The sequence below is a fragment of the Rossellomorea vietnamensis genome, assembly GCF_008180615.1.
GTDB classification, from domain to species: Bacteria; Bacillota; Bacilli; order Bacillales; family Bacillaceae_B; genus Rossellomorea; species Rossellomorea vietnamensis_D.
Map to the genome: position 1 here is coordinate 381,478 of NZ_VTEH01000001.1, position 12,169 is coordinate 393,646.

Genomic DNA, 12,169 nt, shown 5'->3' on the forward strand with positions numbered 1-12,169 from the left:
ACGCCTCTATAAAAAGTGGATGCGCCCTGGTCAGGCCCGACAGGCAAATGTTCTCAAGAGAAAAAAAGGCGATTTTTCCTTTTATTCTCTTGAGGTTATTTGACCCCGAGGGGCTAGGTGCTAGAACTAGACGTCCGCTAGTCCCGCAGGAGGTCGCACACCTTCCGCTACAATCTACGATGAATAACAAAGAGAGTTCACCAAGGTCACATTTTAAAAAAAGGATTTTTCTTTCTATATAATTTTTTCTGCCATATTATTAAGCTTAGCAAATGTGAATCCAAGGATTTTATAAAATGCTTTCCTTCCCTCTGTATGTTGCTACCTTTTAAAGTATGGATTGTTATCCTTTAAGGAACCCAACTAAAAATTCAGAAAACCAATCTGCTCAAGTTGTATGTAACTATCAATACTTCGAAAAACGGTGACTATACTAAAGCAAAAGACTCTAAGTACAAAAGCTAAAATTATTAATTCTAATTATCTATAGAAGAGGATGTAGAAGATGTCATTCGATGGATTATTTACAAAGGCCATGAGCGAAGAGCTCGGCGATACATTAAAAGGCGGGCGCATCAACAAGATTCACCAGCCTTATAAAAACGAAATCATTTTAGTAGTGCGGTCTCAAGGGAAAAATCATAAATTGCTGTTGTCCGCCCACCCAAGCTATGCCCGTGCGCAGCTGACTTCTCAAAGCTATGAAAACCCGGCAGCCCCTCCCATGTTCTGTATGCTGCTGAGAAAACACCTTGAAGGCTATATCATTGAAGATGTTTATCAAAAAGAGGTCGACAGGATCATCATCTTTGAAATAAAAGGACGAAGCGAAATCGGGGATATTTCCTATAAGCAGTTGATTATCGAAATCATGGGCCGGCACAGCAATATAGTCGTTGTTGACAAGAGCAGGAACATGATTCTTGATTCTATTAAGCATATCCCCCCTTCCATAAATAGCTATAGAACCGTACTGCCGGGGAACGAGTATATTTTCCCGCCGCCGCAGGATAAAAAAAATCCTCTCGAAGCAGATTCCGAGGATATTTTAAGAAGCATCGACTTTAACAGCGGTAAACTTGACAAGCAAATCGTCGGTTCTTTTTCCGGCATATCCCCCTTGCTTGCCAAAGAGGTGCTGCACCGGGCAGGACTTGCGACCAGAAATAGTCTGCCAAATGCGATGCTTCAACTGCTGAACCCTGTCAAAGAGAGAATGTATCAGCCAACACTTGTCAGAGGAGATAAAGAAACCTTTTACTTCCTTGACCTGCAGCATTTAGAAGGTGAACATACTTCTTTTCCTACGCTGAGCGGCCTGCTTGACCGGTATTTTCATCAAAAAGCTGAAAGAGATCGAGTCAAACAGCAGGGAAACGACCTGGAGAGACTGCTCAAGAATGAACGCGATAAAAACCTAAGCAAAATCGTGAAACTCGAAAAGACCCTAAAAGACGCTGAAAATGCAGATACCTATCAGCTTTATGGCGAACTATTGACAGCTAATCTGTACGCGGTAGAAAGAGGCATGAGTGAGATCGAAGTAATGAATTACTATGACGAAGAAGGCGGAACTGTTGTTATTCAATTGGACACGAGGAAATCTCCTTCCGAGAATGCACAGCATTACTTCTCCAGGTACTCGAAAGCAAAGACAGCGATAAGGATTGTAAAAGAGCAGATTGAAAAAGCGAAAGAAGAAATTCAATATTTAGATCAACTGCTTCAGCAGCTTGAATCAGCTTCTCCCAAAGATATCCTGGAAATCCGAGAGGAACTGGGTGAAGAAGGCTATATCAAAGCCAAGAAAGAAAAGAAGAAAAAGAAAACCAATGAAAAACCGTCGCTGGAATCTTATTTATCAAGCGACGGGACGACCATACTCGTCGGCAAAAATAATAAACAGAATGATTATCTCACCAATAAACTGGCAGGCAAAGAAGAAATCTGGCTGCATACAAAGGATATCCCGGGATCCCACGTTGTCATAAGAAGCAAGGCTCCTTCTGAAGAGACAATCAAGGAAGCCGCCGTACTGGCAGCCTACTTCAGCAAAGCCCGGGAATCCAGTTCAGTGCCTGTTGACTTCACAGCTGTAAGAAATGTGAAGAAACCGAATGGCGCTAAACCTGGTTTCGTCACATATGATGGCCAGCAAACGGTCTATACAACACCTAGTCTTGACACAGTTCGATCTATGAAAAAAGATTAATTTGATTACGGAACCACCTCTACTTTACGAGGATTCCCTAACCTAACGAAAAGGACGAAATCTCCCGGGATTTCGTCCTTTTTCATTTCAATGGAGCTGCTGTGCGCAGGAGGTTGGATTATAGATGCCATGAAGCGGTCTCGAAACCTACTTTACTCTCTCATGATTTGAGGTAAGGTGTTATAACAGGTTATATGCTCTCTGGATCCCCGGCATTACCAGGGATTTTCCAGGCTATCAACAAAAAAAGTTTGCAGACCAGAACCCAATTGGGATTTGGTCTGCAAACTGCAGCGGGTATCACTTAATGCACTCTTCTTAAAACCTATAAATTCTTTCCCCATTCCTCAGGGCTTTCTTTCCAGCTAATCAGCGCTTCCAGGTCCCGCTCTTCAATATAGTTATTTTCATGAGCAGCTTCCAGAAGAGAGGTATAGTCGGAGAGGGATACTGCTTTAATATCAGCTTCTGCCAGTTTGGAGATACCGCTTTGAAGTTCGTATGTAAAAATCGCGGCTACCCCCAGCACTTCACAGCCTTCCTCTCTAAGAGCATTAACTGCAGAGATGCAGCTTCCTCCTGTTGAGATAAGGTCTTCTACCACAACAACCTTCTGGCCCTTAGATACTTTTCCTTCAATCTGGCTTCCTTTGCCGTGCCCCTTCGGTTTAGAGCGCACATAACACATTGGAAGATCCAGAATTTCACTGACCCAGGCGGCATGGGGAATCCCCGCTGTAGCCGTACCCGCGATCATGTCAGCATCGGGAAAGTGATTTTTGATATTTTCAGCGATTCCTTGGGCGATCATTCTTCGCACTTCGGGATAAGAGATTGTCAACCGGTTATCACAATAGATTGGAGACTTCAGTCCGGAAGACCATGTAAATGGATCGTTTGGTTTTAAAAATACAGCCTCTATATTCAGTAACTGCTGAGCGATTTCTTTTTTCATACTCGTCTCTCCCATTCTGATTTCACTTGTTGATACGCTTTCGCTGGTTCATCCGCCCCTGTGATACTTCTTCCGACTACAATGGCAGATGCCCCAAGCTCACGTGCTTGTGATGGTGAGGCTATCCGCTGCTGGTCCTGTGAGGCATCACCCTTTAGGCGAATTCCCGGAGTAACACGCAGGAAGTCCTCACCGCAGATCTCTCTGATAGCCGCTGCCTCATGTGGAGAACAAACCACTCCGTCGAGGCCTGCTTCTCTGGAGATTTCCGCATAATGAAGGACTGATTCGATCAAAGGCTTTTCAATCAGCTGTTCCTTCATCATTTGTTCTTCTGAGGTGGAAGTCAGCTGAGTGACAGAAATCAGTTTTGGCCTCTCTTTTCCTGAAGGAGTTCCCTGAACTAATCCATTCAGTGCATGCTCCATCATTTTCACCCCGCCTGCTGCATGGACATTAATCAGGTCGATTTCCAATTGAGCAAGACCCTTCATCGTACGTCCAACCGTATTGGGGATATCATGAAGCTTGAGATCAAGGAATATCCGGTGGTTCATTTTTTTCAACTCTTCTATGACCGCCGGACCATTTTGTAAATAGAGCTCCATTCCGACTTTAACAAAAAGGGATGTATCCATTTTCTCTAAAAATGTTCTGCTGATTTCCCATGTCGGAAAATCAAGCGCGACTATAGGCTCCCGTTCCATTGGTTTTCCAGCTCCTTCCTATCAGTTCAGAAATGTGATCCACACCCATTTCTTCCAGCCTTACTTCCAGTCCATTAATCAACTCTGGGCAGATGAACGGATCGACGAAATTGGCGGTACCGACTGCCACGGCACTTGCTCCTGCATAAAAAAATTCAATAATATCGTCAACTGTCTGGATGCCGCCCATCCCAATAACCGGAATGCTGACCTGCTGGCTGACCTCATACACCATGCGGATGCTGACAGGTTTGATGGCAGGGCCTGATAATCCGCCTGTTCCATTGGCGATGACCGGCTTGCCTGTTCTTGTATCAATTCTCATGCCGATCAATGTATTGATCATCGTAAGACCATCTGCTCCGCCTTCTTCTACCGCTTTCGCCATTTCAACGATATTCGCTACATTTGGGGAAAGTTTCACATATACAGGAACAGAGGAAACTGCCTTCACTTTTTTAGTCAGTTCTTTTGCAATTTCAGGCACGGTTCCGAAGGCGATTCCCCCTGTTTTGACATTCGGGCAGGAGATGTTGAGCTCCAGCGCCTTTACGTTAGGTGCGGTAGAAATCGTCTCGGCAACCTCCACATAGTCCTCTGTCTGCGAACCGGCTACATTAGCAATAATCGGAACATCATACTTCTCCAGCCAAGGCAGTTCCTCTGTCATAACCTTTTGCAGCCCTGGATTTTGCAGCCCGATAGCGTTAAGCATTCCTGAAGAGGTTTCAGCAACACGCGGTGTCGGGTTTCCAAACCTTGTATCAAGGGTGGTTGCCTTGATCATGATGGCACCAAGCTGGCTCAAATCATAAAGTCCGGCAAATTCTTTGCCAAACCCAAAACATCCTGAAGCCGGCATGACAGGATTCTTTAAGTTCAACCCTGGAAGTTCTATCTTCAGCTTATTCATAACTTCACCATCCCTACTGGAAATACCGGGCCGTCACTACAGATCTTGACATAGTTTTTATCACCGTCGTTAACAGCTTTCTCACATACGCATGCAAAACAGGCACCGATTCCGCAGCCCATCCGTTCTTCTAAGGAAATATACCCTTTGCTGTCTCCATATGTGCTGCTGAGTGCTGCCAGCATGGCTTTGGGGCCGCAGGAATAGAAGAGGTCAAATTGAAGCCCCTCCTCTTTAATAACATCCGTGACGAAGCCTTTCGTTCCAAGTGACCCGTCCACTGTGGCGATATAAGTTGGGCCCAGCCGGGCAAACTCTTCTTCATAAAAGGCTGCATTGCGATTCTGAAATCCTAGTACATGCAGAACCTTAAAGTCTCTTTTCACCAGCTGCTTTGACAATTCATAGAGCGGCGGTACCCCGATTCCGCCTCCTACAAGCAAGGCCGTCTTCCCCTCATCTTCTTCATGGATAGGAAATCCATTACCGAGAGGTCCAAGTACATCTGCAAATGATCCCGTGCTTTCCGCAGAGAGTAATTTTGTCCCCCTGCCTTCTGCGCGGTAGATGACTGTCAGACTGTTATTCTCTTTATCTATCTCTGCAATACTGATAGGACGGCGCAGGAGCGGTTCCGCCCCTGTGCCTGTTTTAAAATGGAGAAACTGCCCCGGATCATTCAGTTGGGAGACAAGGTCCCCTGATACAACCATTTTGAAGATATTTTCTGCGATTTCTTCATTAGATAGTATTTTCATAAGATCTTTTTTGATCATAGAAGTACCGCCTCTTGCTTTTCGCCTGCACCCTCCATGGCTTCTGCGGAGAATGTCATAGATTCGAACACTTTGAGGATGGCTTCCGCCGTATCAAGGGAAGTAAGACAAGGGATGCCATTCTCAACTGATTCCCGTCTGATCCTGAATCCGTCCCTCTGCGGCTGCTTGCCTTTTGTCAATGTGTTAATGACAAGCTGTGTTTCACCGCTTTGGATAACATCCAGCAGTGTGGGCCCATCAGAACCGATTTTATCGACTTCTTTGACAGGGATTCCTTCTGATCTCAGGACATCCGCCGTTCCTTTGGTTGCCAGGATCTGATAACCGATATTCACAAAACGCTTCGCCAGTCCGAGTGCTTCTTCTTTATCTTTATCAGCGACTGTCAGAAGAACCGAACCGTACTCCTTCATCTGCATTCCTGCCGCCACAATTCCTTTATACAAAGCTTTTTCCAGTGTTGAATCTTTTCCCATGACTTCTCCTGTGGATTTCATCTCAGGCCCTAATGTAATGTCCACTCTTCTCAGTTTGGCAAAAGAGAATACTGGAACCTTTACATAGACACCCTTTTTCTCAGGCACAAGTCCGGACTGATATCCCATTTCTTTCAGCGTTCTTCCCAATATGACCTTGGTCGCAAGGTTTGCCATCGGTACATTCGTGATTTTGCTTAAGAATGGCACGGTGCGGCTTGAACGCGGATTAACCTCCAGGACATAGACTTCATTCTTGCTGATGACATACTGGATGTTCAACAGACCGATAATATTCAATCCTTTTGCAAGCTTGGTTGTATATTCAATGATTCTATCTTTCTGTTCCTGAGTCAGCTGCTGAGGAGGATAGACAGCGATGGAATCTCCTGAATGGACACCGGCTCTCTCAATATGCTCCATAATCCCTGGGATGACGACATCTGTACCGTCCGAGATGGCGTCGACTTCTATTTCTTTTCCGATTAAATAGCGGTCAATCAATACAGGGTGTTCCGGGTTGATTTTCACAGCATTCTTCATGTACTGAAGAAGTTCTTCTTTTCCATAAACAATTTCCATTGCTCTTCCGCCGAGAACATAGGATGGGCGGACCAAGACAGGGTATCCGATGTTGTCAGCTATTTTTACAGCCCCTTCAACTGTAACGGCTGTTTTTCCTTCAGGCTGAGGGATGCCGAGGGTCCCCAAGGTATACTCAAATTTATCCCGGTTTTCAGCACGATCCAGATCCTCTAATGATGTTCCGAGAATCTTCACACCTCTTTCTACCAGCTGGGCAGCCAGATTGATCGCTGTCTGACCGCCGAACTGCACCACAACACCTTCCGGCTTTTCGAGGTCGATGATATGCATGACATCCTCAATCGTTAACGGTTCAAAGTAAAGCTTGTCAGAGATGCTGAAGTCTGTTGAAACAGTTTCCGGGTTGTTATTCACGATGATAGCTTCATAGCCTGCTTCTTTGATAGCCCAGACAGAGTGTACCGTAGCATAGTCGAACTCGACTCCCTGCCCAATTCGGATAGGACCGGAACCAAGGACCACTACACTTTTCTTGTCAGAAACGACTGATTCATTTTCTCTTTCATATGTTCCATAAAAGTATGGAGTTTCAGATTCAAATTCAGCTGCACATGTATCCACCATTTTATAAACTGGAATCAGTTCCTGCTCTTTTCTCCAGTCATATACTTCTCTTTCTGTCACACTCCACAACTTTGCAAGGGTAATGTCGGCAAAGCCCATTCTCTTTGCTTTTTCTGCAAGATCCAAGTTAAAAGGAGAGGCAGATATTTCAGATTCAAAGTCGACAATTTTCTTCAATTTATGAAGGAAGAACAGGTCGATTTTGCTCCATCCATGGATGGTTTCGATTGTCACTCCGCGGCGCAGTGCTTCTCCTATATAGAAAAGCCTTTCATCCCCGGCGTTTCTTATGCGTTTTTCAATCAGCGCATCATCGAAGCTGTCAGCGTCTTCAAGTTCAAGATGATACACGTTGCTTTCCAAGGATCGGACAGCTTTCAGAATAGACTCTTCGAATGTCCGGCCGATCGCCATAACTTCTCCAGTTGCCTTCATCTGTGTTCCAAGGTTTCTTTTCGCAGATTCAAACTTATCGAAAGGCCAGCGCGGGATTTTCGATACAATATAGTCTAATGCCGGTTCAAAGCTTGCATAGGTTTTACCTGTAACAGGGTTCATCATTTCATCCAGGTTCAAGCCAACCGCTATTTTCGCAGCCAATTTTGCAATCGGATAGCCCGTCGCTTTGGAAGCAAGTGCGGATGAGCGGCTTACACGCGGATTCACTTCTATGATGTAGTACTGAAAGCTGTTGGGATCCAGAGCGAGCTGTACGTTACAGCCTCCTTCTATTCCCAGGGCGCGGATAATTTTCAATGAGCAGTTTCTCAGCATTTGATATTCACGGTCGCTCAGTGTCTGGCTTGGAGCGACAACAATGGAATCTCCTGTGTGTATTCCGACAGGGTCAAAGTTCTCCATATTGCAGACTACGATGGCACTGTCATTGCTGTCCCGCATAACCTCATATTCAATCTCTTTGAAGCCGGCGATGCTTTTTTCCAGCAAACACTGTGTGACAGGGCTGTATTTCAGGCCGCTGCTGACGATTTCGATCAATTCATCACGATGATGGCAGATTCCTCCGCCTGTCCCTCCGAGGGTATATGCAGGACGGACGATGACTGGATATCCAACCTCTTCAACAAATTGGAAAGCCTCTTCAACGTTGTGGATGATTTCGCTCTGCGGTACAGGTTCGTTAAGCTCGTTCATCAACTTTCGGAAAAGATCACGATCCTCAGCCTGTTCGATTGCTGATAATTTTGTTCCGAGGATTTCCACATGGCACTCTTCCAGGACACCCGCATTGGCCAATTCAACTGCCATATTCAAGCCTGTTTGTCCCCCAAGAGTCGGAAGAAGGGCATCCGGCCGTTCTTTGCGGATGATTCTGCTGACAAATTCCAGAGTCAAAGGCTCGATGTAAACCTTATCTGCGATTTCACTGTCTGTCATGATTGTCGCCGGATTAGAGTTTACGAGGATGACTTTGTAGCCTTCTTCTTTCAATGCGATACAGGCTTGTGTCCCCGCATAGTCAAATTCTGCAGCCTGGCCGATGACGATCGGACCGCTTCCGATCACCAATATGGTTTTGATATCTGTACGTTTAGGCATGTGAAATCTCCTTTCTCTTTTCCGTTTCCATCATTGTCATAAATTGATCGAACAATCCATTTGCATCTTCCGGGCCTGGTGAAGCTTCCGGATGATACTGTACTGTGAATGCCGGCAGATCAAGGTGCTTCAATCCCTCGATGGTACCATCATTCAACCCGATATGTGTCGCTTCAAGGCGAGTTTCCCTTAAAGAATCGGCATCGACAGAGTAACCATGATTCTGTGAAGTTATAGCAATTTTACCGGTGGCCAGATCTTTCACAGGATGGTTGGATCCGCGGTGACCGAACTTCATCTTGAACGTGTCCGCTCCCCCTGCGAGGGCAAAAAGCTGATGTCCAAGACAGATACCGAATAACGGAATCTCACCAAGGATCTCATTGATCATCGTTATGGCTTCCGGTACATCTTTCGGATCTCCAGGACCATTTGAAAGCATGATTCCATCAGGATTCAAAGCCTTGATTTCCTGTGCAGTAGTGTTATATGGGACCACAATCACATCACAATTTCTTTTATTGAGCTCTCTCAAAATGCCATGCTTCATACCGAAATCAACCAATACCACACGGAATCCACGGCCCGGGCTCGGATAGGCTGTTTTGGTCGAAACCTGTTTGACCTGATTTGTCGGCAATTCCGTTGCCATAAGCTTGTGGAGCATTTCCTCTTTATCCACCTCGACACCGCAAATTATGCCTTTCATGGTTCCGCGTTCCCTGATCTTTCTTGTCAGCATCCTGGTATCAATACCGGAAAGTCCCGGGATCCCCTTAGCTTCCAGGAGATCATGCAGTGTATTTTCACTTCTCCAGTTAGAAGGAAAGTCAGCCGCTTCTCTTACGATAAAGCCTTTGATTGCCGGCGAGATCGATTCGAAATCGTCACGGTTGATTCCATAATTCCCGATCAGAGGGTAAGTCAGTGTGATGATTTGTCCGCAATACGAAGGGTCAGACAAAATCTCCTGATACCCCGTCATCCCTGTATTAAAAACAACCTCTCCCACAGAACCTGTGTCTGCTCCGAAGCCTTCTCCTATGAAAACCGTACCATCATCAAGGATCAACTGTCTTTTCATCATTCTTCGCCTTCCTTCCAAACTAAAGTTCCTTCTGAAAATGTTGCTTTTGGCCAGCCTTGGCACTCCCAGCCGGCAAAAGGTGTATTTCTCCCCTTTGATAAAAAGGTTTCAGGGCTGATTGCCTGTGAATCTTCAAGGTTCACCAGTGTGATGTCTGCTAAACTTCCAGCCTCCAAAGTTCCATAAGGCAGCTTAAACGTCTCTGCCGGCTTGGCTGTCATCCAGTTCACCAGCTGGTTAAGTGTAAATACTTCTGTTTTGACAAAATGGGTGTAAAGAAGCGGGAAAGCTGTTTCCAAGCCGACAATCCCAAACGGCGCAAGTGCTATGCCTTCTGATTTTTCTTCAGCCGTATGAGGAGCATGATCGGTTGCGATGAAGTCAATGGTTCCATCAAGCAGTCCCTCGATCAGCGCTTCACGATCCTCCTTGCTTCTAAGTGGAGGATTCATTTTGAAGTTGGCATCATCTCCCGGGATATCATCCTCTGACAGAAGCAAGTGATGAGGGGTGACTTCAGCAGTCACTTTGATCCCGGCTTTTTTGGCGTCCCTCACCACCCGGACAGATTCCTTTGTACTGATATGGCAGACGTGGTAATGGCAGTCAGCTGCTTCAGCAAGAAGCACATCTCTGGCAATCTGGACCGACTCACAAATTGAAGGAATCCCTTTGAATCCATTTTCTTTTGAAAAGCGCCCTTCATGGACCGCCCCTCCATAAATTAGGGAGTTATCTTCACAGTGAGCAACAATCGCTTTGTCTATGGCAGCGGCAGCTTTCATTGCCTCATACATCTTTCCTGCCTCCTGCACCCCGACTCCGTCATCTGTAAAGGCAAAAGCCCCATTTTCTTTAAGAGCGGAAAAGTCTGTCAAATTCTTTCCTGTCTGCCTTTCTGTTATTGAAGCATACGGAAGGACCCGCACTTTTGCGGTTTCACTGATTCTTTCATTAAGCCACTGAAGGGTTTCTGCATTGTCCGGTACAGGCCTTGTGTTGGGCATTGCTGCGATTGTTGTATATCCTCCCTTTGCAGCTGCTTTTGTTCCGGTTTCAATTGTTTCCTTCTTTTCACCGCCCGGCTCGCGGAGATGGACATGGAGATCTACAAAACCAGGCAGGATTAAAAGCCCTTGTGCATCCAGTACTTCGGCTGTGTCATCGTGAAGATTTTCACCGATCTCAGAAATCTTCTTCCCTGCTATCTTTATATCTTTGGCAGTGATATTTCCGTTCTCTTCTAACCACATTGCGTTTTGAATGATCGTCACCATGATTTATTCTCCTCCTTGGTTTTCTAATGCTCTCTTTAAAACAGCCATTCTTACATAAACACCGTTTTCCATCTGTTTGAAAATCCTGGATTTCTCACTTTCAACTAGAACATCCGCAATTTCAACATCCCGGTTGACTGGTGCAGGATGAAGAATGATGCTATGGTCTTTCATCATCTCTGCCCTTTCCACCGTTAAGCCGAATTGCTGATGGTACTGTTTCTTTGACAATGATGCAGTGTCCTTGTGCCTTTCATGCTGAACTCTGAGCAGCATAACGGCATCACCTGTGCTGACTGCCTCGTCCATCGGGAGGTACATGCCGTTATCTATAAGGTTCTGCGGAAACCACTCAGGCGGTCCTGAGAAGAAGACCTGCGCACCAAGTTTTGTCAATGCTTCTGCATTTGACCGGGCGACCCTGCTGTGTAAGATATCTCCGATAATACTAATCTTCAAGTCTTGGAAGCTTCCAAACTCTTCTTGGATTGTCATGAGGTCCAATAAGCATTGTGTCGGGTGATTTCCGCAGCCGTCTCCTCCGTTAAGAATGGGTATGGACAGGTGATCTTTCAGAGCATCGAAGTAGCGGTCTTCCTCATGCCTGATGACTACGGCATCGACACCGATCGCTTCAAGGGTCTTGACGGTGTCATAGAGTGTTTCCCCTTTGGAGACGCTTGATGTTCCGGTTTCGAAAGGAATGACTTCCAATCCGAGCTTCCGTTCTGCCATTTCGAAACTGCATTTGGTCCTGGTGCTGTTTTCGAAAAACAGATTTGCTATGTACTTGGGTGAGCCAGGACTCCAGACTCCGCCATTTTTAAACTCTCCAGCCTGGGAGAGGATTTCTTCAATTTCATGGATACTTAGTTCAGACATTGTCAGCAAATGCTTCATCTTCTAACCTCCTATTGATCGGCTGAGGGCAATAAAAAAACACCCTGACCTTTTTATCAGGGTGTTTCGAGTCGGCATAAGGCATACCTGTCCCGCCGTCAGGCAAAACAAGTTCCCATGCTTCATCCAAACA

10 protein-coding genes are annotated in these 12,169 nt (G+C 45.8%); 1 reads left to right on the forward strand and 9 read right to left on the reverse strand.

Annotated features, from left to right (window positions below; translation table 11 throughout):
- The first annotated feature begins 505 nt into the window (after positions 1–505).
- Complete coding sequence (locus FZC79_RS01860; RefSeq protein WP_148945186.1) at positions 506–2,212, forward strand: Rqc2 family fibronectin-binding protein; 1,707 nt, start codon at positions 506–508, stop codon at positions 2,210–2,212.
- Between the two features lie 325 nt (positions 2,213–2,537).
- On the opposite strand, the gene pyrE is transcribed toward FZC79_RS01860, so the two are convergent.
- The 9 genes from pyrE to FZC79_RS22920 are packed head-to-tail and all read right to left on the reverse strand — an operon-like array spanning position 2,538 to position 12,166.
- On the reverse strand, positions 2,538–3,167 hold the full coding sequence (gene pyrE, locus FZC79_RS01865; RefSeq protein ID WP_148945187.1) for an orotate phosphoribosyltransferase: 630 nt from the start codon (positions 3,165–3,167) through the stop codon (positions 2,538–2,540).
- Positions 3,164–3,874: an orotidine-5'-phosphate decarboxylase gene (pyrF, locus tag FZC79_RS01870; protein ID WP_148945188.1), complete on the reverse strand. Its 711-nt coding sequence runs from the start codon at positions 3,872–3,874 to the stop codon at positions 3,164–3,166. Before pyrF ends, pyrE begins: the two co-directional genes overlap by 4 nt.
- The gene (locus tag FZC79_RS01875; protein ID WP_148945189.1) at positions 3,846–4,787 is read right to left on the reverse strand and encodes a dihydroorotate dehydrogenase; all 942 of its coding nucleotides are present in this window, start codon (positions 4,785–4,787) and stop codon (positions 3,846–3,848) included. Before FZC79_RS01875 ends, pyrF begins: the two co-directional genes overlap by 29 nt.
- Positions 4,784–5,563 (reverse strand): dihydroorotate dehydrogenase electron transfer subunit, encoded by a 780-nt coding sequence (locus FZC79_RS01880; protein ID WP_148945190.1) that lies wholly within the window; start codon positions 5,561–5,563, stop codon positions 4,784–4,786. Before FZC79_RS01880 ends, FZC79_RS01875 begins: the two co-directional genes overlap by 4 nt.
- A complete protein-coding gene (gene carB / locus FZC79_RS01885; RefSeq protein WP_148945191.1) occupies positions 5,560–8,772 on the reverse strand; it encodes a carbamoyl-phosphate synthase large subunit in 3,213 nt (1,070 codons plus the stop codon). The genes FZC79_RS01880 and carB overlap by 4 nt, the downstream gene beginning before the upstream one ends.
- Entirely contained in the window at positions 8,765–9,856 is a 1,092-nt protein-coding gene (locus FZC79_RS01890; RefSeq protein WP_148945459.1) for a carbamoyl phosphate synthase small subunit, read from the reverse strand. Before FZC79_RS01890 ends, carB begins: the two co-directional genes overlap by 8 nt.
- Positions 9,856–11,136, reverse strand: coding sequence for a dihydroorotase (locus FZC79_RS01895; RefSeq protein WP_148945192.1), 1,281 nt, complete (start codon positions 11,134–11,136; stop codon positions 9,856–9,858). Before FZC79_RS01895 ends, FZC79_RS01890 begins: the two co-directional genes overlap by 1 nt.
- A 3-nt stretch (positions 11,137–11,139) precedes the next feature.
- Complete coding sequence (locus FZC79_RS01900) at positions 11,140–12,036, reverse strand: aspartate carbamoyltransferase catalytic subunit (protein WP_148945193.1); 897 nt, start codon at positions 12,034–12,036, stop codon at positions 11,140–11,142.
- Positions 12,011–12,166, reverse strand: coding sequence for a hypothetical protein (locus FZC79_RS22920; protein WP_187442609.1), 156 nt, complete (start codon positions 12,164–12,166; stop codon positions 12,011–12,013). Before FZC79_RS22920 ends, FZC79_RS01900 begins: the two co-directional genes overlap by 26 nt.
- Positions 12,167–12,169 lie beyond the last annotated feature (3 nt).

What these genes read in the sequence shown, in the direction of transcription:
- FZC79_RS01895 (WP_148945192.1), bottom strand. Translation starts at nt 11,136, where the DNA reads ATGGTGACGATCATTCAAAACGCAATGTGGTTAGAAGAGAACGGAAAT.
- carB (WP_148945191.1), bottom strand. Translation starts at nt 8,772, where the DNA reads ATGCCTAAACGTACAGATATCAAAACCATATTGGTGATCGGAAGCGGT.
- pyrE (WP_148945187.1), bottom strand. Translation starts at nt 3,167, where the DNA reads ATGAAAAAAGAAATCGCTCAGCAGTTACTGAATATAGAGGCTGTATTT.
- FZC79_RS01875 (WP_148945189.1), bottom strand. Translation starts at nt 4,787, where the DNA reads ATGAATAAGCTGAAGATAGAACTTCCAGGGTTGAACTTAAAGAATCCT.
- FZC79_RS01890 (WP_148945459.1), bottom strand. Translation starts at nt 9,856, where the DNA reads ATGAAAAGACAGTTGATCCTTGATGATGGTACGGTTTTCATAGGAGAA.
- pyrF (WP_148945188.1), bottom strand. Translation starts at nt 3,874, where the DNA reads ATGGAACGGGAGCCTATAGTCGCGCTTGATTTTCCGACATGGGAAATC.
- FZC79_RS01860 (WP_148945186.1), top strand. Translation starts at nt 506, where the DNA reads ATGTCATTCGATGGATTATTTACAAAGGCCATGAGCGAAGAGCTCGGC.
- FZC79_RS01900 (WP_148945193.1), bottom strand. Translation starts at nt 12,036, where the DNA reads ATGAAGCATTTGCTGACAATGTCTGAACTAAGTATCCATGAAATTGAA.
- FZC79_RS01880 (WP_148945190.1), bottom strand. Translation starts at nt 5,563, where the DNA reads ATGATCAAAAAAGATCTTATGAAAATACTATCTAATGAAGAAATCGCA.